The organism is Trueperaceae bacterium (assembly GCA_019454765.1).
Classification (GTDB): domain Bacteria; phylum Deinococcota; class Deinococci; order Deinococcales; family Trueperaceae; genus JAAYYF01.
This window is the reverse complement of sequence record JACFNR010000003.1, coordinates 86,004-109,354: the sequence shown is the minus strand read 5'-3', so window position 1 is coordinate 109,354 and position 23,351 is coordinate 86,004. Positions and strand designations below refer to the sequence as shown.

The 23,351-nt window shown below is 71.8% G+C and carries 22 protein-coding genes; 15 read left to right on the top strand and 7 right to left on the bottom strand.

Features of this window, described 5'->3' with window-relative positions; genetic code table 11:
* Positions 1-133: 133 nt before the first annotated feature.
* A complete protein-coding gene (gene gatB / locus H3C53_01985; protein ID MBW7915450.1) occupies positions 134-1,543 on the bottom strand; it encodes an Asp-tRNA(Asn)/Glu-tRNA(Gln) amidotransferase subunit GatB in 1,410 nt (469 codons plus the stop codon).
* A 41-nt stretch (positions 1,544-1,584) separates the two neighbouring features.
* Between gatB and H3C53_01980 the strand changes: the two genes are divergently transcribed.
* On the top strand, positions 1,585-2,013 hold the full coding sequence (locus H3C53_01980; protein ID MBW7915449.1) for a bifunctional nuclease family protein: 429 nt from the start codon (positions 1,585-1,587) through the stop codon (positions 2,011-2,013).
* A 34-nt stretch (positions 2,014-2,047) separates the two neighbouring features.
* Here H3C53_01980 and dps read toward each other — a convergent pair whose 3' ends face one another.
* Together dps and H3C53_01970 are read right to left on the bottom strand one after the other, a co-directional pair.
* The gene (gene dps, locus H3C53_01975; protein ID MBW7915448.1) at positions 2,048-2,545 is read right to left on the bottom strand and encodes a DNA starvation/stationary phase protection protein Dps; all 498 of its coding nucleotides are present in this window, start codon (positions 2,543-2,545) and stop codon (positions 2,048-2,050) included.
* A 219-nt stretch (positions 2,546-2,764) separates the two neighbouring features.
* Positions 2,765-3,982 carry an alanyl-tRNA editing protein gene (locus H3C53_01970; GenBank protein ID MBW7915447.1) on the bottom strand — a complete coding sequence of 406 codons (1,218 nt, stop codon included), beginning with the start codon at positions 3,980-3,982 and terminating at the stop codon, positions 2,765-2,767.
* A 56-nt stretch (positions 3,983-4,038) separates the two neighbouring features.
* On the opposite strand from H3C53_01970, the gene folE reads away from it, so the two are divergent.
* On the top strand, positions 4,039-4,638 hold the full coding sequence (folE, locus tag H3C53_01965; GenBank protein ID MBW7915446.1) for a GTP cyclohydrolase I FolE: 600 nt from the start codon (positions 4,039-4,041) through the stop codon (positions 4,636-4,638).
* A gap of 4 nt (positions 4,639-4,642) precedes the next feature.
* Here folE and H3C53_01960 read toward each other — a convergent pair whose 3' ends face one another.
* Positions 4,643-5,416 (bottom strand): HAD-IIB family hydrolase, encoded by a 774-nt coding sequence (locus tag H3C53_01960; protein ID MBW7915445.1) that lies wholly within the window; start codon positions 5,414-5,416, stop codon positions 4,643-4,645.
* A gap of 203 nt (positions 5,417-5,619) precedes the next feature.
* On the opposite strand from H3C53_01960, the gene sdhC reads away from it, so the two are divergent.
* Genes sdhC through H3C53_01940 form a run of 4 tightly spaced genes read left to right on the top strand, consistent with a single transcriptional unit; the run spans position 5,620 to position 8,874 of the window.
* Positions 5,620-5,979 (top strand): succinate dehydrogenase, cytochrome b556 subunit, encoded by a 360-nt coding sequence (gene sdhC, locus H3C53_01955; GenBank protein MBW7915444.1) that lies wholly within the window; start codon positions 5,620-5,622, stop codon positions 5,977-5,979.
* Complete coding sequence (gene sdhD, locus H3C53_01950; protein MBW7915443.1) at positions 5,979-6,407, top strand: succinate dehydrogenase, hydrophobic membrane anchor protein; 429 nt, start codon at positions 5,979-5,981, stop codon at positions 6,405-6,407. Before sdhC ends, sdhD begins: the two co-directional genes overlap by 1 nt.
* Positions 6,408-6,427: 20 nt before the next feature.
* On the top strand, positions 6,428-8,167 hold the full coding sequence (locus H3C53_01945) for a succinate dehydrogenase flavoprotein subunit (GenBank protein MBW7915442.1): 1,740 nt from the start codon (positions 6,428-6,430) through the stop codon (positions 8,165-8,167).
* A gap of 8 nt (positions 8,168-8,175) precedes the next feature.
* The gene (locus H3C53_01940) at positions 8,176-8,874 is read left to right on the top strand and encodes a succinate dehydrogenase iron-sulfur subunit (protein MBW7915441.1); all 699 of its coding nucleotides are present in this window, start codon (positions 8,176-8,178) and stop codon (positions 8,872-8,874) included.
* Positions 8,875-8,968: 94 nt separating this feature from the next.
* Here H3C53_01940 and H3C53_01935 read toward each other — a convergent pair whose 3' ends face one another.
* Positions 8,969-9,346 carry a RidA family protein gene (locus tag H3C53_01935; protein ID MBW7915440.1) on the bottom strand — a complete coding sequence of 126 codons (378 nt, stop codon included), beginning with the start codon at positions 9,344-9,346 and terminating at the stop codon, positions 8,969-8,971.
* Between the two features lie 11 nt (positions 9,347-9,357).
* Positions 9,358-10,404 carry a serine/threonine-protein phosphatase gene (locus H3C53_01930; protein MBW7915439.1) on the bottom strand — a complete coding sequence of 349 codons (1,047 nt, stop codon included), beginning with the start codon at positions 10,402-10,404 and terminating at the stop codon, positions 9,358-9,360.
* Positions 10,405-10,483: 79 nt separating this feature from the next.
* Here H3C53_01930 and gatA point away from each other — a divergent pair, with 79 nt between their 5' ends.
* The 8 genes from gatA (at position 10,484) to H3C53_01890 (ending at position 17,609) form a co-directional block, all read left to right on the top strand.
* Positions 10,484-11,926, top strand: a complete 1,443-nt coding sequence (gene gatA, locus H3C53_01925; protein MBW7915438.1) for an Asp-tRNA(Asn)/Glu-tRNA(Gln) amidotransferase subunit GatA — start codon at positions 10,484-10,486, stop codon at positions 11,924-11,926.
* A gap of 203 nt (positions 11,927-12,129) precedes the next feature.
* Positions 12,130-12,273, top strand: a complete 144-nt coding sequence (rpmH, locus tag H3C53_01920; GenBank protein MBW7915437.1) for a 50S ribosomal protein L34 — start codon at positions 12,130-12,132, stop codon at positions 12,271-12,273.
* The gene (rnpA, locus tag H3C53_01915; protein MBW7915436.1) at positions 12,270-12,635 is read left to right on the top strand and encodes a ribonuclease P protein component; all 366 of its coding nucleotides are present in this window, start codon (positions 12,270-12,272) and stop codon (positions 12,633-12,635) included. The genes rpmH and rnpA overlap by 4 nt, the downstream gene beginning before the upstream one ends.
* Positions 12,632-12,967 (top strand): membrane protein insertion efficiency factor YidD, encoded by a 336-nt coding sequence (yidD, locus tag H3C53_01910; protein MBW7915435.1) that lies wholly within the window; start codon positions 12,632-12,634, stop codon positions 12,965-12,967. Before rnpA ends, yidD begins: the two co-directional genes overlap by 4 nt.
* On the top strand, positions 12,964-14,520 hold the full coding sequence (locus H3C53_01905; protein MBW7915434.1) for a membrane protein insertase YidC: 1,557 nt from the start codon (positions 12,964-12,966) through the stop codon (positions 14,518-14,520). The genes yidD and H3C53_01905 overlap by 4 nt, the downstream gene beginning before the upstream one ends.
* A 10-nt stretch (positions 14,521-14,530) precedes the next feature.
* Positions 14,531-15,121: a KH domain-containing protein gene (locus H3C53_01900; protein MBW7915433.1), complete on the top strand. Its 591-nt coding sequence runs from the start codon at positions 14,531-14,533 to the stop codon at positions 15,119-15,121.
* Between the two features lie 8 nt (positions 15,122-15,129).
* The gene (gene prmC, locus H3C53_01895) at positions 15,130-15,999 is read left to right on the top strand and encodes a peptide chain release factor N(5)-glutamine methyltransferase (GenBank protein ID MBW7915432.1); all 870 of its coding nucleotides are present in this window, start codon (positions 15,130-15,132) and stop codon (positions 15,997-15,999) included.
* Positions 15,996-17,609, top strand: coding sequence for an NAD(P)-dependent oxidoreductase (locus H3C53_01890; GenBank protein MBW7915431.1), 1,614 nt, complete (start codon positions 15,996-15,998; stop codon positions 17,607-17,609). The genes prmC and H3C53_01890 overlap by 4 nt, the downstream gene beginning before the upstream one ends.
* 47 nt (positions 17,610-17,656) lie before the next feature.
* On the opposite strand, the gene lspA is transcribed toward H3C53_01890, so the two are convergent.
* Entirely contained in the window at positions 17,657-18,241 is a 585-nt protein-coding gene (gene lspA, locus H3C53_01885) for a signal peptidase II (GenBank protein ID MBW7915430.1), read from the bottom strand.
* Positions 18,242-18,494: 253 nt separating this feature from the next.
* Here lspA and H3C53_01880 point away from each other — a divergent pair, with 253 nt between their 5' ends.
* Complete coding sequence (locus tag H3C53_01880; protein ID MBW7915429.1) at positions 18,495-23,306, top strand: NAD-glutamate dehydrogenase; 4,812 nt, start codon at positions 18,495-18,497, stop codon at positions 23,304-23,306.
* Positions 23,307-23,351: the final 45 nt, after the last annotated feature.

The following is a 23,351-nucleotide window of genomic DNA, read 5'->3' as shown; positions in this document are numbered from 1 at the left end:
GGTCCGGAAGGTCCTGCTGGTCCGCAAGGTCCGGTGGGTCCTGCTGGCCCGCAGGGTCCAGCCGGCGACTGCGGTTGCACCCCTTGACCTCGAGCCACTCCGGCGCCCGCCCACGCGCGGGCGCCGGAGCCTTCTAGCCCAGCCTCTCCTCGAGCAGGCGCCGAGCCACGTCCGGGTTGGCCTTGCCGCGGCTGGCGGCCATGACCTTGCCGAGCAGCGCGTTGACGGCCTTGGGGTTGGCCTTCACGCGCTCCACGAGGTCGGGGTTGGCGGCCAGCACCTCGGTCACGAGCGCCAGTAGCGCGCCCTCGTCGCTGACCTGGCCGAGACCGCGGGCGGACACGAGCTCGTCCGGGTCGGCGCCGTCCATCAGGTCGGGCAGGAGGTCCTTGGCCGCCGTGACCGACAGCGTGCCGGCGTCGACGAGCTGCAGGAGGCGCGCCAGGGTCGCGGGGCTCAGGTCGGTGGCCGGGACGGCCACGCCCCTCTCGCCGGCGCGGCCCGCGACCTCGCCCGTCAACCAGTTGGCCAGGTTCTGGGGCGGGCCCCCGTAGGCCGCGGCGGCGGCGTCGAAGAACCCTGCGGCGCCAACGTCGTACGCGATGAGTAGCGCCTCTGCCGCGCGCACGCCGGCAGCGACGTAGCGCGCGGCTCGAGCGCGCGGCAGTTCGGGCAGGCTGGCGACGATGCGCCGTTTGGTCTCCTCGCAGATCGGCAGCGCGGGCAGGTCGGGGTCGCGCAGGTAGCGGTAGTCCGCCGCAGTCTCCTTGGAGCGCAGGGAGTACGTGCGCTGCCCGCCCTCGTTCCAGCCGCGCGTCTCCTGGACCACTCGTCGCCCCTCCTCGAGCAGGACAGCCTGGCGCTTCGTCTCGTACTCGAGGGCGCTCGCCACGCTCCTGAAGGAGTTGAGGTTCTTGACCTCCACCTTCGTCCCGAGCGGCTCGCCCGGGCGGCGCAGCGACACGTTCACGTCGGCGCGCATCTTCCCCTCCTCGGGCGCGGCGTCCGACACGCCGAGGGCCTGGGCGATGGCGCGCACCTCCGTCAGGAACTCGCGGGCCTCGTCCGGCGAGGAGAGGTCGGGCTCCGTGACCATCTCGATGAGTGGCGCGCCCGCGCGGTTCAGGTCGACGAGCGAGTACTCGGCGTACGGCGGGTGCACGAGCCGCCCCGCGTCCTCCTCGAGGTGGCACCGCGTCAGGCCGATTCGCTTGCCGCTCGGCAGTTCCAACCGGCCGTGCCGACCGACCGGCACGTCGCCCTGGCTCGTCTGGTAGTTCTTCGGGGCGTCCGGGTAGAAGTAGTGCTTGCGGTGGAAGTACGTCTCCGCCGGGACCTCGCAGTCGAGCGCCAGCGCGAACCGCACCGCGAGCTCGAGGGCCCGCTCGTTCACGACCGGGAGGGTGCCGGGGAGGCCGAGGCAGACGGGGCACACGTTCTCGTTGGGGTCCGCCCCGAAACCGTCGGCGGAGCAGCCGCAGAAGAGCTTGCTGCGCGTGCGTAGGGCCAGGTGGACTTCCAGGCCGATGACCGGCTCGAACATGGGGGAGAGGATACCAGCGTGGCCCGCGCTAAGATGGGGGCGTGGTCAAGGTCGAACTCGAGGGGATCGCGGTCTCGGGCGACGAGAACCAGTTCCTGGCGCTCCTGCGGGCGCCGTCTGGCGAGCTGGTGCCCATCCGCATCGACTCGATGCAGGCGATAAGCATCGCGGCCGGCCGGAGTTCGGAGCGGCCGGAGCGGCCCCTCACCCACGACCTGATGACCTCTATCCTCGAGCTGCTCGACGCCACGCTGGAGCGCGTCGACGTCACCGACCTCAAGGACGGCGTCTTCTACGCGATGCTCGTGCTGGAGCGCTCGGGCGTGAGGTTCGAGGTGGACGCGCGCCCGTCGGACGCCATGGCGCTGGCGGTCCGCACCAACGCTCCCGTCTACGTGGCCGAGCGCGTGGTGGAACTCGCCGCCATGCGCGACGACGACATGGGCGGCACGGGCGGCGCCGAGGCGTGAACCGGGCGGCCCGCCCCGGCGCCGGCCGCGCCCGTCAGTGCAGGTGCGACTCCAGGAAGTAGAGCTGCTTGTCGACGCCGCGGGAGATCTCCGTCAGGAGGTCCTCGGTGGTGGGCTCGCCCAGCTCGTTGGCGGCGGCGAGGGCCCGACGGTTGCCGGCGGCGTAAGCGGCGACGCGGTCCCGCACGGCGGTCACGGCGGCCTCCACCTTCACCAACCCGGCCGGGAACTCCTCGAGCCGCGAGGCGCGGGCGGCGCTCCTGACGGTGCCCTGCGCCACGCCGCCCAGCAGCGCCACGCGTTCCGCCAGCATGTCGACGTACTCCTCGAAGAGCTCCGCCTGGTCGTCGAACAGGAGGTGGACCTGCTGGAAGCCGAGGCCCCTCACGTTCCAGTGGGCCTGCTTCAACTGGCTCTGCAGGTCGGCCGTGTCGGCGAGTTGCTGGTTGAGGAGCTCGACGAGCGCTTCGCGGTCGTCCTTGGCGATGTCTAGCTTCACGTCGGCCAAGCGGGACTTGGTCATGGTGGGCATGTCGGCCTCCAAGCGGGCGCCGCGGTCGGCCGCGGGGCGCGGGCTTGCCGGCCCCGTGTTCGGCGGGCCTCCCCGCGGGGTCCGAGCCCAGCCTAGCCGCCGCGAGGCGGCGCCGCCGGGACAAGAGTCACTGCGGCGTTCGGGGCGGCGCACCCGCTCGCGCCGGCTAGCCTGGGGTGGGCGGCGCCGGCCGGGCGTCCCCCTCGCCGACCGCGCTGCTCAGCCCCGCCGCACGGCCGGTGCCAGCTCCGCCAGGACCAGGCGCACCCGCTCGGCGTCCGCCGTGGCGGCGCCCTGCGCCCTGTCGGGACGGCCACCCCCGCGCCCGCCGAGCGCGGCCAGCGCCGCCGCGAGGTGCGGCCTGACGTCGACGTTCGCGCCGTGTCCGGCAACGAAAGCGAGGCGAGCCTCGGTCCCGACGACGGCGGCGAGCAGGGCGACGGCGCCCTCGACCGCCTGGCACGCCTCCATCACCTCGGGCAGGAGCGCGGCGTCCGGCTCCTCGAGGACCGCCACCGCCGCCGCGGAGGGGTCGCTGCGGCGGGAGAGCAGGTCGTGGGCGAGCCTGGTGGCGAGCCGCGTCCGCCACGCCTCCACCTCGCGCCGGCCGACGGCGAGCTCCTGCTGCAGGCGCTCGGCCTGACCGGGCAGCTCGCCGACCGGGACGCTGAAGGCGCGCACCAGCCGGGTGGTCGCCTCGAACCTTGCCACGTGGTCCTCCAGCGCCTCCTGACCCGCCCTGAACGTGATCCGGCTGTGGCCGCCGCGCACCCGCTCCACCCCGAGTAGCTTGATGGGGAGCGTCTCCGCCGTGGAGCGCAGGTGGGTGCCGCCGCAGGCGACGATGTCGTACTCGGCGATGGCCACCAGGCGAACCAGCCCACCGACCTTGGCTGGGCGGCGGAGCGCGTACTCGGCCAGGCGCTCCTCCTCGACCTCGAACGCCGTGATGGGGCGGGCCTCCCGCGCCACGCCGTTCGCCTCCGCCTCGATGGCCGCGAGGCGGTCCACCGTCACCTCGGCGGGCACCTCCACCGTGCAGTCGGGGCCGCGCATGCTCACGGCGACCGTCGCGAACGAGGCGTCCACGCGCAGCAGCGCCGCCGACAGGAGGTGTTGCGCGCTGTGGCGCTGCATGTGTCGCAGGCGCCGGTCCCGATCGAGGCGACCCACCACGGCGGCGCCCGGTTCCACCGCTGTCGCGCCGGGCGGCGGGCCCAACTTGTGCCACACCGTCCCGGCGTCGACGATCACGTCCACGACCTGCCTCGTCTCGCCGGCCACGACGAGCTCGCCCACGTCGTTGAGCTGGCCGCCGGACCTGGGGTAGAAGGCGCTGCGGTCGAGGGCGAGCCACGCGCCGCCCGCGTCCTCGCGGCGGGCCGTGACGGTGGCGTGGAACGTGCTCAGGTAGCTGTCGTAGCGGTCGAGGCGCACGCGCCGAGTGTAGCCCCGGACGGTCCCGGCCGCACTCATCGGTTAGCATGCCTCACATGAGCGACGTCGCGACCCCTCTCCACCTCGAGTTCGACGAGGTGGGCGACACCTCCATGGCCGGCCTCGTGACCGATCTCATCGGGCGGCTCGGCGAGGACGTCGAACGCGAGGGGCTCGTCAAGACGCCCGACCGGGTGTCGCGCTCCCTGCGCTTCCTCACCTCCGGCTACGCGGCCAACGTCGAGGACGTCATCAACGGCGCCCTGTTCGCGGCCGAGGGCTCCGAGATGGTCATCGTCAAGGGGATCGAGTTCTACTCGATGTGCGAGCACCACATGCTGCCGTTCTTCGGCCGCGCCCACATCGGTTACATCCCCAACCGCTCGGTGCTGGGACTCTCGAAGTTCGCTCGCGTCGTCGACGTGTTCGCTCGGCGCCTGCAACTGCAGGAGCGGCTCACCTCACAGGTGGCCGACGCGCTGGCCGAGGTCCTTCAGCCGCGTGGCCTGGCGGTCGTCACGGAGGCCAGCCACCTGTGCATGATGATGCGCGGCGTGCAGAAGCAGGGGTCGACGACGGTGACGAGCGCCATGCGCGGCGTGTTCCGCGAGGACGCGCGCACGCGGCAGGAGTTCCTGCAAGCGGTCAGCAACTAGCGCGTCAGACGGCGTGGCGCTCCAGCCACCCGATCACCCCGCCCAGTTCGGGCGAGTCGACGTGCTCGTCGGCGGCGGCCAGGGCGTCCGGGTGCGCCTCGGGGCCGACGCTCACGGAGTGCCCCGCCCAGGTCAGCATGGAGACGTCGTTGAGGCCGTCGCCGAAGGCGACCACGTCGCCGCGTTCCACGCCGAGCAGGTCGGAGATGTAGGCGAGGGCGCTGCCCTTGTCCCCGCCCTCCGGCACGATCTCCAAGAAGCCGTCGCCCCACAGGTAACGGAGCAGCTCCGGGTGCCGCCTCGCGACCCAGCCGTCGAGCTGGCTGCTGCGGCCGTTGCCGTGGAACACGACCTTGTCGGCCGCCAGCCCTGAACCCACGCGGAAGCGGGTGATCGTGCGGCTCTCAGCGTGCACCCAGGTCCAGCGCTCGTGCTCCGGGTCGCGCACGTAGAGGACGTCGCCCACGACCGCGCTGAACTCCACCTCGGGGTCGGAGAGGTGGCTCTCGAGCAGCGAGTCGACGAGCTCGGTCTCCAGGCGCTTGTGGCGCAGGGTGGCGCCGTCCGGGCCGCGCACGAGCGAGCCGTGGTTGACGGCGTGCGGCAGGCTCACCTCGAGTTGCTCGAGGAACGGCCTGGCCGAGCGGAGGGGCCGACCGGTGAGCACGGTGACGAGGTGCCCGCGCCGACGCGCCGCCGCCATGGCGTCGGCCGTGCCAGGCGGCAGCTTGTAGTCGTTGGTCACGAGGGTCTTGTCCAGATCGAACGCTAACAACACGATGGTGAAGACCATACCAGCCGCGCGTGGCCGGCGGGCGCCGGGGGCTACCGGGCTCCTGATGCAGCGTGAGACGGTGCCATCGCGCGTCGCGCCGGCCCGTCATGAGAGGCGCGTGGGAGGACGGTGGTACTATCCAGCCAGCATTCGGGCGTCCGGGCCGGCCGAGCGCCCATGGAGGTTGATCGATGGATCGAGGCTCGATTTACCGGGGGCAAGAGTCGCTGTGGGGGTACTTCCTCCACCGCATCACCGGCGTGGCGCTGGCGCTCTACCTGCTGCTCCACGTGTTCGACATCGCGCTCGTCATGTACGGGCCCGACGGCCCGTTCAACGCCTTCCTGATGTTCTATCACCAGTGGCCGTTCCGGATCGGCCTCGTGTTGGTGATCGCCGCCGTCGTCTACCACGCGCTGAACGGCCTGCGCATCATCCTGCTCGACTTCACGGGCTGGGCCTACAAGTACCAGCGCTCCATGTGGTACGGGGTCCTCGGCCTGACCACCGTCATCGGCATCCCGGTCCTCATCAAGATCGTGCCCGAGATCTTCGGAGGCGCGTGATGGCCGTCCGCCCCAAGAACCTGCGTGAGGCGCGCGACTACTACAAGGGCAACTCGGAGTTGGCCTGGTGGGTGTTCATGCGCATCTCCGGCCTCTTCCTGGTCTTCCTCGTCTTCGTGCACGTGTTCACCAACAACATCACCATCAACGTCGCCACCGTCGACTACGACTACGTGGCCGGCCGCCTGGCGCGGCCCGCCGTCAAGGTGTTCGACAGCTTCCTGCTCGGGCTCGCCATGCTGCACGGCGTCAACGGCCTCCGCGTCGTGCTCGAGGACGTCATCAAGCGTCCCGGCCGTCGCTTCTGGGCCAAGACGGTGCTCTTCGTCGTGACCGCCGCCGTCTTCGTGATGGGCGTCATGACCCTCTGGGCGTTCTCGTACCAGGAGATGGGCGACGCCGTCCGCAACCTCGCGAGCGGCCACTAGGAAGGGTGTAGATAGCTTCAATGATCAGGGCGCATAAGTTCGACGTCATCGTGGTGGGCGCGGGCGGCGCCGGCCTCATGGCCGCGCGCTACGCCGCGCACAACCCCAACGTCACGGTGGCGGTCGTCACCAAGCTCTACCCCACCCGCTCGCACACGGGGGCCGCGCAGGGCGGGGTCGGCGCGGCGCTTGGCAACATCAGCGAGGATCACCCGGAATGGCACGCCTACGACACGGTCAAGGGGGGCGACTACCTCACCGACCAGGACGTGGCGGAGGCGTTCGCCCACGAGGTCATCGAGGCCGTGTACGAGCTCGAGCACATGGGGCTCCCGTTCAGCCGGACGCCGGAGGGGCGCATAGCCCAGCGGAAGTTCGGCGGGCACACGCGCGAGCACGGCAAGGCGCCGGTCGAACGCGCCTGCTACGCGGCCGACCGCACGGGCCACATGATCCTGCAGACCCTGTACCAACAGTCCATCAAGGACAAGGTCCACTTCTTCAACGAGTTCCACGTGCTCGACCTGATCATGGACGGGGGCGAGTGCCGCGGGGTCGTCGCCTACGAACTCGCCACCGGCGACCTGCACGTCATCCAGGCCAAGTCCACCGTGCTGGCCACCGGCGGCAACGGGCGCATGTTCAAGGTGACGTCCAACGCGCACGCCCTGACGGGCGACCTCACGAGCATCGTCTGGCGCCGCGGCATCCCCATCGAGGACCCCGAGTTCTACCAGTTCCACCCCACGGGCCTCTACAAGATCGGCGTGCTCCTGACGGAGGGGGCGCGCGGCGAGGGCGGCATCCTCCGCAACGCCGACGGCGAGAGGTTCATGGAGCGCTACGCGCCCACCATCAAGGACCTGGCCCCGCGCGACATGGTGAGTCGCGCCATGTACCTGGAGATCCGCGAGGGGCGCGGCTGTGGACCGAACAAGGACTACATCCACCTCGACCTCACGCACATCGACGCGCACATCATCGAGGAGCGCCTGCCCGACATCACCGAGTTCGCCCGCATCTACCTGGGCATCGACCCGATCACCGAGATGGTGCCGGTGCAGCCCACGGCTCACTACATGATGGGCGGCGTGCCCACGACGATCGACACGAACGTCATCGTGGACGGCGACAACACCATCGTCCCCGGGCTCTACGCCGCCGGCGAGGTGGCCTGCGCGTCGCTGCACGGCGCCAACCGCCTGGGCACCAACTCGCTGGGCGACCTGCTCGTGTTCGGGCGCCGCGCCGGCCGCAACGCCAGCACCTACGCCACGGGTGGGGAGTTCCCCGACCTGCCCAAGGGGGTCCTCGACTTCTCGCGCGAGCTGCTCGACACCGCGCTCAACGGGCCGCACAAGGAACGGGTCTCGGCCATCCGCTCCGAGCTGCAGGCCACCATGATGGACAACGCCTCGGTCTTCCGCACCGCCGAGACGCTCGCCAAGCAGGTCGAGGAGGTCAAGAGCCTCAAGGCCCGCTACGCGGGCATCGGCGTGGACGACAAGGGCAAGAAGTACAACACCGAGCTCATGGAGGCGCTCGAGCTCGGCTTCCTGCTCGACAACGCGCAACAGCTCGTCACCGCCGCGCTCAACCGTGAGGAGTCGCGCGGCGCGCACTCCCGCGAGGACTTCACGGAGCGCGACGACACCAACTGGCTCAAGCACTCCCTCGTCCACAAGGATGGCGACGGGGTCCGCATCGACTACAAGCCCGTCACGCTCGGCCGCTACGAGCCGAAGCCGCGGGTCTACTGAGGCAGGCCATGCAGATAACCATGAAGATCCGCCGCTACGACCCCGAGAAGGACCGGCGCCCCCACTGGCAGGAGTTCAAGCTCGACGTGACGCCCACCGAGCGGGTGCTGGACGTGCTCAACCACGTCAAGTGGGAGATGGACGGCTCGCTCACCTACCGGCGCAGCTGCGCGCACGGCATCTGCGGCTCCGACGCCATGATGATCAACGGCATCAACCGCCTGGCGTGCAAGGTGCTCGTCAAGGACCTCGGCAGCGAGATCACGGTCGAGCCGCTCCGCGGGCTGCCGGTCCTCAAGGACCTGATCGTCGACATGGAGCCGTTCCTCGACTCCTACCGCGCCATCCTGCCCTACTTCATCAACGACGAACCCGCCCCGCCCCAGGAGCGGCTGCAGAGCCACGAGGAGCGCGAGCGCTTCGACGAGGGCACCAAGTGCATCCTGTGCGCCGCCTGCACCAGCTCCTGCCCCGTCTTCTGGACGAACGGCCGCTACATCGGGCCGGCCGCCATCGTGAACGCGCACCGCTTCATCTTCGACTCGCGCGACCGCGGCTCGGCCGAGCGCCTGCGGGTGCTCAACGGCGTTAACGGCCTGTGGCGTTGCCGCTCGGCGTACAACTGCTCGCAGGCCTGCCCGCGGGGCATCCCCGTGATGCAGCTCATCGAGGAGACCAAGCGCGAACTGCTCTGGCAGCGGGCCTAGGGGTCCGCGCGGGAAGGCGAGGGGCGGGGTCGCGAACACGACCCCGCCCCTCGCGACTAGCCGTCGGCCGCCGAGGCGGCCGCCGCGGCGGCCGTCACGGCACGCGCGCGACCACCTCGACCTCGACCAGGGCGTCCTTGGGGAGGCGCGCCACCTGGACGGTGCTCCTCGCGGGCAGGTTCCCCTTCAGGTAGCTGCCGTACACCTCGTTGAAGGCCGCGAAGTCGTTCATGTCGGCGAGGAAGCACGTGCTCTTCACGATGTGCTCGACGCCGCTACCGGCCGCGGTCAGCACGGCCGCGAGGTTCTGCATCACGCGGTGCGTCTGGGCCGTGATGTCGCCACCGGCGAACGTGCCGTCGGGCCGAAGGGCGATCTGGCCGGCGGTGAACACCAACCCGCCGACCTTGACGGCCTGCGAGTAGGGTCCGATGGCCTTGGGGGCGTCGTCGGTTGCGATGATCTCGTGCATGCCGCAGCCTATCAGCGCCGCCACGCCAGGAACAGCGCCAACAGCACCAACAGGTAGGCGCTGCCCAGCAACCAGTAGCGGTACGGGAAGAGCGGGTGCAGCCGTAGCCGGTGCAGCGGGCCGTTGCTCGGGTACCCCTCCTCCACGCGCCTGATGCCGGAGAGCGTCTCGCCGATGTCGACGGAGGCGGTTACGAGCGGCGCGGCGGGGAGGTCGTAGCGCTTGGGCCTGAACGCCACCTCGTCGGCGCGGAGCACGACCGCCGTGACGTTGTCCGGGCTGCCGCGCTCGTTGGCGACGGCAACGAGCTTGGCGGCGGCCTGCTCGGGCGAGCGGTCGGAGACGACCTGACGGATGGCGTCCTCGTCGAGCAGCATGCTCACCCCGTCGCTGACGATCACGAGCACGTCGCCCGGGAGCACGTCGAAGTAGAGGACGTCGAGCCGGAACGTCGGCGTGGCGCCGATGGCGTTGGTGATCACGTTGCGCCAACGGTGGCGCCGCGCCTCGTCCTCGCTGAGGAGCCCCTGCCGCACGCGGTCCGCCACCCAGCTATGGTCGACGGTGAGGCGCAGGACCTCGCCGCCCCGCACGAGGTAGGCGCGGGAGTCGCCGACGTGCCCCACCAGCCCCACCTGATCGTCGATCAGCACCGCCGTGAGGGTGGTGCCCATGCCCTTCAGCTCCGGCCGTTCGATGGCCAGGTTGTAGACCTCGACGTTGGCGGCCTGGGCGGCGCGCGCCAGGCTCACCGGCGGTTGCTGGCGGCTCTGCCGCAACGACGCGACGAGCGCCTCGATGGCGCGGCGGCTGGCGACCTCGCCCGCCGTGTGTCCGCCCATGCCGTCGGCGACCACCCCGAGGTGCCCGCTCCGCCCGACGTCGCCGGCGAAGAACCAGTCCTGGTTGACGGTGCGCACCCGCCCGGCGTCGCTCGCGCCGCCGCTCCTCACGCGCGTGGCGCCCGCGCCCTGGTGTGAGCGTCCGGCGCCGGCGGGCGGCGGGCGCTGCGGGGGGCCGGGACTGGCGTCGGGGAGCGGCGTGACCGACTCGGTCATGTGCCGGCATGATACCGCCGCGGCGAAAGCTCCGGGCGGCCAAGTCGGCCCGCCCGGAGCCCCTGTTATGCTTCGCCGCATGACCGACGGCACTCAAAGCGTCAGCGCCACGGCACGGGCCGTGAGGGAGGGGCGGGTCACGGCCGCGGCCACGGTCGCCGCGGCCCTCGGGCGGGCCCGCGAGGCCCAGGGCGAGCTGAACGCCTTCACGCACCTCGACGAGGAGGGCGCCATGACCGCCGCCGCCGCGCTCGACGCCCGGCTGGCCTCCGGCGCCGCGGCGCCGGCGCTGGCGGGCGTGCCGGTGGCCGTCAAGGACAACGTCGCCACCGCCGACATGCCGACCACCGCCGCCTCGCGCGTCCTCGCCGGTTACGTCCCCCCGTTCGACGCCACCGTCGTGGCACGCCTGCGCGCCGCCGGCGCCGTCGTGATAGGCAAGACGAACCTCGACGAGTTCGGCATGGGCTCGACCGGCGAGAACTCGAGCCTCGGCCCAACCCGCAACCCGCGCGACAGGACGCGGGTCGCGGGTGGGTCGTCCAGTGGCTCTGCGGCCGCGGTCGGTGCCGGCGTCGTGGCGCTGGCGGTCGGGACCGACACCGGCGGTTCGAGTCGGCTGCCGGCGGCCTTCTGCGGGGTGGTCGGCTTCAAGCCCACCTACGGGGCGGTGTCGCGCCACGGCCTCTTCGCCTACGCCAGCTCGCTCGACCAGGTGGGTCTCCTCGGTGCCACGGTCGAGGACGTGCGCCTCGGGCTCGAGGCCGTGGTCGGCGCCGACCCCAGGGACGCCACGAGCTTCGACCTCGAGCCGGGAGGCCCCGAGCCCGGGACTCCCGACCTCGCGGGGAGGCGCTTCGGGGTGGTGCGGGAACTCGCCGGCGCCGGGTTCGGGACCGAGGCTCGCCGGGCAGTCGAGCTCGCCACGGACGCCGTCCGCGCGCGCGGCGCCGAGGTGGTCGAGGTGAGCGTGCCGGACGTCGACCTCGCCGTCGCCTGCTACTACGTGATCGCGGCGGCGGAGGCGTCGAGCAACCTGGCGCGCTACGCCGGCATGCTCTACGGCCGACGCGTGGGGGTCGAGCGCGACGGCCAGGAGGCCGTCATGCGCGCCACGCGCGGCGAGCTGTTCGGCCGCGAGGTCAAGCGGCGGGTGCTCCTCGGCTCGTTCGCCCTCTCGGCGGGGAACTACGACGCCTACTACGGCCGCGCCCTGAAGGTGAGGCGCAAGCTCGCCGAGCAGGTGCGCGCGGCGCTGGAGGGCGTCGACGCCCTCGTGACGCCCACCGCCCCGGGGGGCGCCTACCCGCTGGGGGAGAAGTCGGGGGACCCCCTCGCCATGTACCTCGGTGACATCGCCACCTGCCTCGCCAACCTCGCCGGTTACCCTGCCGTGAGCGTGCCGTGCGGCGCCGACGCCCACGGCCTGCCGCTCGGGCTGCAGCTCGTCGGTCCCGCCGCGGGCGACTGGGAGCTGCTCCGGTTGGCCGGTGCCGTGGCGGGCGCGGTCGCTGGCGGCTGACGGCGCCCCGGCCGCGCGGCGCCGCCCCCACGTCACACGGTTGGCCCGCGCCTCCATGTGGTACTATTCCCCGGCTTGACTGTCCTGCCCGGACGGTCGCTCGCCTACGCCGGTAGCGGCCCTCGCGGGCACGCGAGGCGGCGTGGGCTCGAGCCTCGCCCGGGCATTCCCACCACGACGGTAAGAGATCGGAAGGAGACACGATGAAGCGGACCTATCAGCCGAACCGCCGGAAGCGGGCCAAGACCCACGGCTTCCGCGCGCGCATGGCCACGCCTGCGGGCCGGAACGTCATCAAGCGCCGGCGCGCCAAGGGCCGTAAGCGCCTGTCGGTATCGGACCACTGAGTCCTGGAGCGGCCGTCCGCTCGCTGAGCGGCGACCGCGCGTTCCAGCGGCTGCGCAAGGGCAGCACTGGCAGCGGCAAGCACGTCACCGTCAGGTGGCGACCCTCGCGGCAAGGAGAGGTCAGGGTGGGCATCGTGGTTAGCCGGAAGGTCGGCAAGGCCGTGGTGCGTAACCGCGTCCGGCGCAGGTTGAAGGAGGGCGTCCGCGAGTTGGCACGGGACCCGTTCCGGCCCGACGCCTACGACGGTTCCCGCCCCTCGTTCGACCTGCTGGTGATCGCCAGGCCGTCGGCGGCAGACGCCGACTTCGCCGACCTTAGACGCTCGCTCAAGTCCGCGTTCGAGCGGGCGAAGCTCCAGTGAGTCGTCGGGGAGCCCCGACGGCGAGCACGCCGCGCCACTGGGCGAGGGCCGCCGCCATATGGCCCCTCAGGGCCTACCAGCGCTACCTGTCGCCACTCAAGGGCGCGCCCTCGTGCCGCTTCCACCCCACCTGCAGTAGCTACGCCATCGAGGCCATCGAGGTCCACGGCGTCCTCCGTGGCGGCTGGATGGGGCTCATGCGCGTGTTGCGGTGCCACCCGTTCCACCCAGGCGGTTACGACCCGGTGCCGCCGCGCAGGCGACCCAGACTGCGCCGCGCTACCGACCCCCAGGCGTTGGATCACCCCGACGTCCACACGGAGGCATCTTGATACGCAACCGCCTTCCGCAGCTGCTGGTAGCCCTACTGGCGGCGCTGACCCTGACCGCGCCGGCGCACGCAGGCATCCAACTGGCGGCGCAGCCGTTCCAGCTGGCAGACTTCCGCGCCGCGGAGAAGGTCGACGCCACCTGCTCAGGCGCGGCGCCTTCCTTCTTCTGCGACCCCGGTGAGGCCAAGCTCACCCGCATCACGAGCAAGGGCGTCGACTACTTCTTCGACGGCGCCGGCCAGCTGGTGGCGGCCTTCGGCAAGCAGCAGCGCGGGCAGAAGCTCAACGATTACGCGCTCGACGCGCGCACCAACCTGATCCCGTTCGACGCCACCATCCCCGGGCTCGCCCTGCTCGTGAACGGCGACTACGTCGCGCCCGAGGTCGTGGCCTCCGACTGGCAGGCCGACGCCGACGGCGCCCTCGTGGGCACGTTCGAGCAGCGCGTCGGAGCCCTCGAGGTGCGGCGGCGTCTCACGCTGCGAGCCGGCGTCGACACCATCGGCGTCGAGCTGACGGTCACGCGCGCCGAGGCCGCCGACGAGCCCACCGTCCTGCAACTGGCGGTGCCCGGCATCGGCCGCACCGCCACCCCGGTCGTGAAGATCGGGCACGGCGACTCGTTCACCCTCAACCCGAGCGAGCAGGCGTTCAAGGACCCGACCTACGCCTCGCTGCAGATGAACAACAACAACCGGGACTTCGCCATCGTCATGCGGCCGGCGCCCGGCAGCGAGGGGCTGTCCGCCACCTACCTCCGCCCCAACCGCGTCGCCCTGCAGGCCGAGCTCGGCGCGGCGGCGGGGGCGAGCTTCACCTTCGCCACCGGCCTCTACCCGGGGCACAACGAGCTCGTCCGCTACTCGCAGGAGGAGTACCTCGGCCTGCCCGGCCTGTTCAACCCCAACATCCTGGGCAGGCTCTCGCTCATCGTGGTGCGAATCCTCGAGTTCGTGCACCAGTACGTGCCGAGCTGGGGCCTGTCGATCATCGTCCTCACGCTCCTGTTCCGCGCCGTCATCTGGCCCCTCATCAGCACCCAGACCAAGTCGATGTTCGGCATGCAGCGCCTGCAGCCCAAGCTCCAGGAGCTCCAGCGCAAGTACAAGGACGACCGCGAGAAGCTGACCCAGGAGACCATGGCCCTCTACCGCGAGGCGGGCGTGAACCCCGCCGGGGGCTGCCTGCCCATCCTCGTGCAGATGCCCTTGTTCATCATCCTGTGGCGCGTGTTCGTCAACTTCGAGTTCAACGAGGGCTTCCTGTGGCTCCCCGACCTCGGGCAGTCGGACCCCTTCTACATCCTGCCCATCCTGTACGTCGGCGTGATGGTGGCCACCTCGTACTTCTCGGCCCGCGGCAACCCGCAGATGCTGCGCCAGTCGCTCATCATCAACGTGGTTTTCGTGTTCATCATCATCAACTTCCCGGCCGGGGTGCTCGTCTACTATGTGGTATCCATGTTGGTGCAGGTCATCCAGTACTGGCTACTGAGCCGCGGCCAACCGCCGGCGCCCGCCCTGGCCGCCGCGGGGGCCAAGCGCTCAAAGTGAGGGCCCACAGATGAGTGACTCCGATCTCGACAAGTACCTAGAAGGCATCGGCATCGACGTCGACGGCGAGGAGCCGGGCGAGGCGCAGGTCGTCATCATCGACGCGGTTGAGGAGTTCGAGCAGACGCTCGACGTCGGGCCGATCGTGCAGGGCGACCCGTTCGAGCGGGCCGAGTCGTTCCTCGTCAACCTCCTCCTCAACATCGACCCGGCGTACGCCGTCGAGCTCGAGCAGGTGACCGACGACGAGATCGAGGCCGAGGTGTATGGCGGCGACCCGGGCAAGCTCATCGGGCGCAACGGCCGCACGCTCGCCGCCCTCGAGTACCTGACCAACGCCGTCGTGAACAGGGAAGAGGGGGGCCGCGTGCGCGTCAACGTCGACGTGGGCGGCTACAAGCGCCGGCGGGACGAGCGGCTCCGCAAGGAGGCCATGCAGGCCGCCGCGCGCGTCCGCAAGAGCGGCATGGCGGTGGAGCTCGAGCCCATGTCGGCCGCGGAGCGGCGCGTGGTGCACATGGCGCTGGCGGACGAGCCGGGCGTTCACACCGAGTCGCGCGGCGAGGGGGGCGACCGCCGCGTGGTGGTGAAGCCGGACTGACCGACCTGGTGGGCGCGACGGTCCGGGCCGCGCGCGAGGCCGTCGCCGTGCGCCTCGCGGCCGCGGGGGTCCCCAGCCCGACGGTGGACGCCGACCTCCTGCTGGAGGCGGCGTTGGGCCTGAGCCGCACGGAGCTGCTCCTGGCGGGGAGCAGGCGGCTCGACGCGGCCGAGGCGGGCCGGCTGGCGTCGCTGGCGGCGCGCCGCGCCGCGCGCGAACCCCTACAACACGTTCTGGGCGCGGCGCACTTCTACGGCCTCGACCTGGCCGTCGACCGGCGGGTGCTCGTGCCGCGGCCCGAGACGGAGCGCCTGGTCGAGCTGGTGCTGCACGAGGTGGCGGCGGTGAGACGACGGGGCGGGTCCGCCGCGCGCGTGCCCGTGGTGCTCGACGTGGGCACCGGCAGCGGCGCCGTCGCGTTGGCCGTGAAGGCCGAGGCTCCCGCCGCGGAGGTGTGGGGCCTCGACGTGGCCGAGGACGCCCTCGCCGTCGCGCGCGCCAACGCCCGCGCCCTGGGGCTCGGCGTGCGCTTCGTGCGCTGGGACCTCCTCGACGCTCCCGCCGCGCGCGAGGTGGTGGCGCGCTGCCACGTGCTCGTCGCCAACCTGCCGTACCTGCCCAACTCCGACGCTGCCGGGCTGACGCCGGAGGTCGCCGCCGACCCGCCCGGCGCCCTCTTCGGGGGGGAGACCGGCGCGGAGGAGGCGGAGCGGTTGACGGAACAGGCCTGGCCGCTGCTACAACCGGGAGCGCTCCTCGCCCTCGAGCTCGACCCTCGCAACGTGCACGGGCTCGCGGCTAGACTGGCCGCATGGCGCGAGGTGACGATCCTGCCGGACCTGACCGGACGGGACCGCTTCCTGGTGGCGCGCCGGTGACGCGGCCCGGCAAGGAGCGCGTGACCCTGTTGGGCGCCACCGGCACCATGGGGTTCCAGGCGTTCCTCGAGTTGCGGCGCCGAAGCGACCGCTACGACCTCACGCTCCTGCTGCTGCCGGGCGACAAGCGGGTCGCCAAGCTGCTCCCGCACCTGCGGGCGGCGGGGGTGCCGCTGGCCGGGCGAAGCGGGGTGGTGGTAGGCGACGGCATACGCGTGGTGTGGGGCGACGCCACCCGCCCGGAGGACGTGGCCCCGGCCGTGGCGGGTGCCGACTGGGTCCTCAACGCCATGGCGTACATCTCGCCGCAGGCCGACTACCGACCCACCCTGGCCTGGGCCGTCAACGACGCGGCCATCGGGAACGTCCTGGCGGCCATCGCGGCCGAACCGGACGGCGCGGCGCGCATCGGCTACGTGCACACGGGCTCGGTGGCGCAGACGGGGAACCGGCCGGCGTTCGGGCGGAACGGATCGCCCGGCACGTACGTCGGCCGCATCGGCGACCCCATGAACCCGTCCGTGTACGACGAGTACGCGCTCTCGAAGATCGCCGGTGAGCGGCGCGTCATGGAGTCGGACCTCGAGCGCTGGGTGTCGCTGCGCATGACGTTCATCATGCCCACCGACCACGCCGACCTCATGGCGCTCTTCGACCCGATCGCGTTCCACATGCCCCTCGACACGCGCATGGAGAACGTCACCGACCGCGCCGCGGGGCTCGCCATGGTCAACTGCCTCGACCTGCGCGACGACGCCGGTTTCTGGCGGCGCGCCTACAACCTCGGCGGGGGCCCCGGCATGCGCACCAACGCCCGCGACTACCTGAGCGCCGCCTACGACCTCATGGGCCTGGATGTCGCCCGCTGCATGGACGCCAACTGGTTCGCGCTCAGGAACTTCCACCTGCAGTACTACGAGGACTCGAGCACCGCGAACGCCTACCTGCGCTATCAGGGCGACGACGCCGCGTCGCACCACGCCGCGCTCGAGCAGAGCATGGCGCCCGCCCTCAAGGCGCTCAGGTGGGTGCTGAGGCGCGTCCCGCTCCTGGCGCGCCTCGTGGAGTGGGGCGTGCGGCGCAGCTTCAGGCGCTTGGCGCTGAGGCACCGCAACAGCCCGCGCCACTGGTACCTCACCCGCAACGACGCCCGCGTGCGCGCCTTCTTCGGCGGCTACGACGCCTACGACGCCATCGCTCCCGACGCGCTCGCGGCGCCGGCGCGGCCGGACGGGCCGTGGCGGCGCCTCGATCACGGCTACGACGAGGCCGCGGAGCGGCTCGAGCCGGCGGCCCTGCGGCGCGCCGCGGAGTTCAGGGGCGGCCACTGCCTGGCCGAGGGGTGGGACGGCGACTGGCACGCCCGCCTGCCGTGGCGCTGCGCGGCCGGGCACGAGTTCGAGGCGCGCGTCTCGACCGTGCTGCGCGGGGGTCACTGGTGCGAGGAGTGCCTGAGGGAGTGGGATGGCGGCCGGCGCGCCGCCGTCGAGCCGTTCTTCGCCCAGGCCTGGTACGCCGACCACGACCCGGACGAGCTGCAGCCGTACCCGGCCAGCGGCGCCCAGGACGTGGCCGACGCCGACATCATCTGGCGGCGCGGGCTGCCCTGACCGGTGCGGCGGCGCGGCCCGCCCTTGGGCGTGGCGCGCTTGGTCGGCTAGGCCCCGTCCGCCTCACGCCCGCCTAGGGGCGGCGGCTCCGGCGCCTCGTCCAGCCGGTGGTCGCGCGGCGCCGGCGCCCGCTTGACGTGAGTGTGACCCTCCTGGCTCGAGCTCCCCAGGGAGGCCAGCAGGAGGAGGCCGGCCCCCACCACCACGCACGAATCGGCCAGGTTGAAGACCGGGAAGTCGAAGGTACCGACCTTGAAGTGGATGAAGTCGATCACGTAGCCGAGGCGGAGGCGGTCGATCATGTTCCCGGCGGCACCCGCCAGCACTAGGGCGGTGGCGACGCCGGGCAGCGGTGCCAGACGTCGGCGGTTGCGTACCAGGTAGTAGACGAGGAAGGCCGACACGGCGGCCGACAGCAGGCCGAGCAGCACCGTGCCGTCGATGGTGACGCCGGCCACGGTCAACTCGAGGTCCTGCAGCATGCCGAACGCGGCGCCGCCGTTGCGCGTGTGCGTGATCCTGAAACCGAGCGCGAGGGGGATCTCGCTGCCGTCGCGCCGCAGGTTCGCCACGACCCAGGCCTTGCTGAGTTGATCGAGTGCCACCATCACGGCGGCGAGGAGGAGCATCACCGAGGCAGTATATGTCGGGCCCCGGCGCAGGGCCGTTCGCGGCGCGCCGGCGCGGTTGTCCGGGATGGCCTCCCGCCGTGGCGGAAGCGCGCGCTCCCGAGCGGTATCTTGAACCGCGAGAGCGACGACGACGGGCGCTCGGAAACGGCTGGACGGTCGGGCCACCACCTCGCGAGCCAGGCGACGCCTGCGCGGGTCGAGGCGTGCCCCACGCAGCCGGGTGGCGCCCGCGAAGGGCAGAGTAGGCATGGCCGTGACCATCAGCGAGTACCTCGAGACCTTGGACACCAAAGACCCGCGGCTCAAGCGCTTCGCGGAGGCGCTGTACGAGAAGGCCGACGACGCACGCTTCGGAGCGCACGGGAGCGAGTGGCTCACCGCCCTGGCCGGTAGCGGCCTGCGCTTCCTGGAGGCGCTGGGAACGGACGAGCTCAGCGTCGCTGCCTTCGAGCCCACGCGAGCCGTGAACGGCTGGGACTCGCCGCACGCCGTCCTGATGCTGGCCCTCAAGGACCGACCGTTCATCGTGGATTCCGTGCAGGCTGAGTTGCGGCGCCAGCGGGTCGCGCTGGTCGACCAGTTGCACCCCACCCTGCCCGTCACCCGCGACGCCGCAGGCAACGTCACCGCCCTTGGCGAGGCGGGAGCGCCGCGTGAGGCGTTCGAGGTCTTCTTCCTCGTGCCGCCCGACGACCCGTCCACGCTGGGCAACGTGGCGGACGGCGTGCGGCGGGTGTTGGGCGACGTCATCCTGGCCACCGATGATTACCAGGCGATGCTGGAGCGGACGCGCGACGCGGCCGCCTACCTGCGGGCGCTCGTGGTGCCCGAAGGCGCCACGGTCGAGGGCACGGCGCCCGACGAGGTGCGGGAGGACGCCGACTTCCTCGAGTGGCTCGAGGACGACAACTTCGTCTTCCTTGGCTATCGCGAGTACGACGTCGTCAACCTCGGGGGCAGGCCGGCCCTCAAGATCGCCGACGGCAGCGGCCTCGGCGTCCTGAGCAAGGAGTCGCGCAGCGCCTACCGCGAGCCCGTGGCCCTGGATCAGCTGCCGGCGGACCTGAGCGCCCGCGTGACGGGGGGTCGGCTCTTCCTCGTCACGAAGGCGAACGCCGAGGCTACCGTGCACCGCCCCCGCCGCATGGACTACGTGGGCGTCAAGAAGCTCGACGCCCAGGGGCGCGTGGTGGGAGAGCGGCGCTTCGTGGGCCTGTTCACGACCAAGGGGCTCGCGGCGCCGGTGGACGAGGTGCCCATCCTGCGGCGCAAGCTGGCGCAGGTGCTCGAGCGCGACCAGGCAATCCCCGGCTCCCACGACTACAAGGCCATCGTGGCCGCCTACGGCGGCTTGCCGCGCGAGGAACTGTTCTGGATGGACGTGGCGCAGGTGCACGCCGACGTGCGCACCGTCATGAGGCTGGGGCAGGATTCGTCCGCCAGGCTGACGCTCCACGAGGACCCGCTCGGGCGCGGCCTCGCCGCCATGGTGGTCATGCCGCACGAGAGCTTCTCCGACGACGTGCGGCGCTCGGTGCAGGCGTTCCTCATGGGCGCGTTGGGCGCCACCCGCGTCGACTCGCGCATCGCGCTCGGGGAGGACGAGGGTCACGCTCGCTTCCACTTCTTCTTCACCACCGCCAAGCGCCTCGCCGACGTCGACCTTGGCGACCTGGAACGCCAGGTGCAGCTCCTGGCGCGGTCGTGGCAGGACGACCTGCGCGAACGCCTGGTGGCTGCCGGCGACGCCGCGGTGGGGCAGCAACTCGCGGACCGTTACCTGGCGGCGTTCGACGAGCGCTACCGTGCGAACGTCGCGCCCGAGCACGCCGTCACCGACGTCTTGAACCTCGAGCAGCTCGCGCGGGTGCCGCGCGTGGTGGACCTGCACGCCGTGGCGCCGAGCGCCGACGGCACGCAGGCGCTACTGCGCGTGTACCACCGGGGGCACGGCCTGGCGCTGTCGGACGTCTTGCCCGTGCTCGAGAACGTCGGCCTGCGCGTCATCGAGCAGTACCCGTACGAGATGGTGATCGAGGGGCGCCAATGCGGCGTCGACGTCTACACGGTGGCCAACGCCGCCGGGAGGGAGCTCGACGTCGCCGCGGTCAAGCCCCGCATGGTGGAGGCGCTCGAGGCGCTCCTGGCGCGCGACGTGGAGAACGACCGCCTCAACCGCCTCGTCCTCCACGCCGGCCTGACGATCAGGCAGGTGGCGCTCCTGCGCGCCTACCAGATGTACTACTCGCAAGTGAACCCGGTCACGAGCCGCTCGTTCATCACGGACGCGCTCCTCGGGCATCCCGACGTGGCCGCCCGCCTGATGCGCTACTTCGAGGCGCGCTTCGACCCCGCTCCCGGCACGGACGCCCGCGCCGCGGCCCGCGTGGGAGCCGTGGCGGCCGCTCACCAGGCGGCGATCGACTCGCTCGCCACCGTGTCGTCGCTCGCCGAGGACGGCGCGCTGCGTGGCCTGCTCGACCTCATGGCGGCCAGCGTGCGCACCAACTACTTCGCCGGCCACCCCCGCATCAGCTTCAAGATCGACTCCGCCAAGGTGGCCACGATGCCGGAGCCACGGCCGATGTTCGAGATAGCCGTGAGCGCCCCGCAGGTCGAGGGCACGCACCTGCGCGGCGGGCGGGTCGCTCGCGGCGGCATCCGTTGGTCCGACCGCCCGGACGACTTCCGGACCGAGGTGCTTGGGCTCCTCAAGACGCAGACGACCAAGAACGCCGTGATCGTGCCCGTCGGCTCCAAGGGCGGGTTCGTGGTGAAGGGCGCCCCCGCAGGTCGGGACGAGCTCCGCGACTTCGTGCGTGCCCAGTACCAGACCTACATCCGCGGGCTGCTCGACGTGACCGACAACCTCGTCGCCGGCGAGGCCGTGCCCCCACCGGGCATGGTCATCTACGACGAACCCGACCCGTACCTGGTGGTGGCCGCCGACAAGGGCACGGCCGCCTTCTCCGACCTCGCCAACGCCACCGCCCACGAGTACGGTTTCTGGCTCGGCGACGCCTTCGCGTCGGGCGGCAGCGCCGGGTACGACCACAAGGGCATGGGCATAACGGCGCGCGGGGCCTGGGAGGCCGTCAAGCGCCACTTCGCGGAGCTGGGCCTCGACGTGTTCGCCGACACCTTCACGGCGGTCGGCATCGGCGACATGTCGGGTGACGTGTTCGGCAACGGCATGCTCTACACGGACCGCGTCAAGCTGCAGGCCGCCTTCAACCACATGCACGTGTTCCTCGACCCCGACCCCGACCCCGTCCAGGCGTTCGCGGAGCGCAAGCGGCTCTTCGAGCTGCCGCGCTCGACCTGGGCCGACTACGATCGCGGCAAGATCAGCCGCGGCGGGGGAGTGCACGAGCGCGCAGCCAAGTCGATCCCGCTCACGCCCGAGGTGAAGGCCATGCTCGGGGTCGACGACGACGCCCTGAGCGGCCAGGACCTCATCAGGGCCGTGTTGCGCATGGACGTCGACCTCCTCTACAACGGCGGCATCGGCACCTACGTGAAGGCCTCGATCGAGCGCAACCCCGAGGTGGGCGACTCGGCCAACGACGGCGTGCGCGTCGACGGCGCCGAGCTCAGGGCGACCGTCGTGGGCGAGGGGGGGAACCTCGGCTTCACGCAGTTGGGCCGCATCGAGTACGCGCTTGGCGGAGGGCGGATCGACACCGACGCCATCGACAACAGCGCCGGGGTCGACACCTCCGACCACGAGGTCAACATCAAGATCCTCTTCCAGCCGCTGGTGGCCGGGGGCGAGGTCACGCTGGCGGAGCGCGACGCACTGCTGAAGGAGATGACGGAGGAGGTGGCCGGGCTGGTGCTGAGCCACAACCGGGCTCAGGCCCTCGCCCTCAGCCTCGGGCAGCGCGCCAGCCGCGACGACCTCGAGCTCTACGCCTCGCTGCTCGACTACCTGGTGGGGGCGGCCGGGCTCAACCCGCACGTCGAGAACCTGCCGTCGGCCCGGCAGCTGGAGGAGCGGCGCCGCGCCGGCCTCGGGCTGACGCGACCGGAGCTCGCCATCATGTTGGCGTACGTGAAGATGGGGTTGTATAGGCGCCTCCTCGAGACGGACCTGCCGTCCGAGCCACACCTGCAGCACTACCTGCTCGACTACTTCCCGCAGGCGCTGCGTAGCCGCTTCCCGGCCGCCATCGAGGGCCACCGCCTGCACAGGGAGATCGTGGCGACCGTGATCACCAACACCCTGGTCGATCAGCTGGGCCTCGGCTTCGTGCACAAGGCCACGAGGCACAACGGCGTCACGCCCATCGAGGTCGTGCGCGCCACCCTCATCGCGCTGGAACTGATCGACGCCAAGCGCGTCCGCGACCACCTCGACGCCCGCGCGGGCTCCGTGCCCGCGGACGCGTACTACGCCGCCATCGACCAGCTGGTGGCCGCCGTCGAGGGCGTGGTGGCGTGGTTGCTCTTCAACGACGTCGGGCACGGCGATTTCGAGGCCGTGGTCAGCTCGTACCGGGCGCCGCTCCAGGAGCTGCGCGCGTCGCTGGACGCCTACCTCCCCGACGGGGAGCGGGTGCGGTACGCCGCGGCCACCGACGACCTGGAGGAGCTGGGGTTCGAGCGCGACGACGCCGCCCTCGTGGCCAGCTTCGCCTACCTTCCCGATAGCGCTGGGATCATCGACGTCGCGCGCCAGGCGGGGGTGCCGCTCACGCACGCCGCCGAGCGGTACTACCACCTCGGTGAGCGCCTGCAACTCGGCTGGCTGCGCGAGAGCATCGAGGCGCTCGCCAGCAGCGGGCCGTGGGAGCAGGTGGCGCTGGTGGGGCTCGTGATGGACGTGAGGTCCGTGCAGCGCGGCCTGACGGCCGCCTACCTGGCGGCGCGGCGCGAGGAGGGCGCCGGCATGGCCGCCGCCCTCGACGACTTCCTCAAGACGGCGGGCAGCTTCAAGCGTTACGAGCTGGCGTTGGCCCAGCTGCAGGAGCCGGGCGTGCTCGACCTGGCGGCCGGCTCCGTCCTGGTCCGCATCCTGGAGCAGGCGCGCGCGACCGCGCACGGGGCGGTGGGCGAGGGCTGAGCTTGGCGGGGCCGGGCGTCGCCGGTGAGGGCGCGCTCGGCGCGC

What these genes read in the sequence shown, in the direction of transcription:
- H3C53_01930 (MBW7915439.1), bottom strand. Translation starts at nt 10,404, where the DNA reads ATGACCGAGTCGGTCACGCCGCTCCCCGACGCCAGTCCCGGCCCCCCG.
- folE (MBW7915446.1), top strand. Translation starts at nt 4,039, where the DNA reads ATGAGCGACGTCGCGACCCCTCTCCACCTCGAGTTCGACGAGGTGGGC.
- rpmH (MBW7915437.1), top strand. Translation starts at nt 12,130, where the DNA reads ATGAAGCGGACCTATCAGCCGAACCGCCGGAAGCGGGCCAAGACCCAC.
- H3C53_01940 (MBW7915441.1), top strand. Translation starts at nt 8,176, where the DNA reads ATGCAGATAACCATGAAGATCCGCCGCTACGACCCCGAGAAGGACCGG.
- H3C53_01945 (MBW7915442.1), top strand. Translation starts at nt 6,428, where the DNA reads ATGATCAGGGCGCATAAGTTCGACGTCATCGTGGTGGGCGCGGGCGGC.
- H3C53_01900 (MBW7915433.1), top strand. Translation starts at nt 14,531, where the DNA reads ATGAGTGACTCCGATCTCGACAAGTACCTAGAAGGCATCGGCATCGAC.
- dps (MBW7915448.1), bottom strand. Translation starts at nt 2,545, where the DNA reads ATGCCCACCATGACCAAGTCCCGCTTGGCCGACGTGAAGCTAGACATC.
- H3C53_01935 (MBW7915440.1), bottom strand. Translation starts at nt 9,346, where the DNA reads ATGCACGAGATCATCGCAACCGACGACGCCCCCAAGGCCATCGGACCC.
- gatB (MBW7915450.1), bottom strand. Translation starts at nt 1,543, where the DNA reads ATGTTCGAGCCGGTCATCGGCCTGGAAGTCCACCTGGCCCTACGCACG.
- gatA (MBW7915438.1), top strand. Translation starts at nt 10,484, where the DNA reads ATGACCGACGGCACTCAAAGCGTCAGCGCCACGGCACGGGCCGTGAGG.
- sdhD (MBW7915443.1), top strand. Translation starts at nt 5,979, where the DNA reads ATGGCCGTCCGCCCCAAGAACCTGCGTGAGGCGCGCGACTACTACAAG.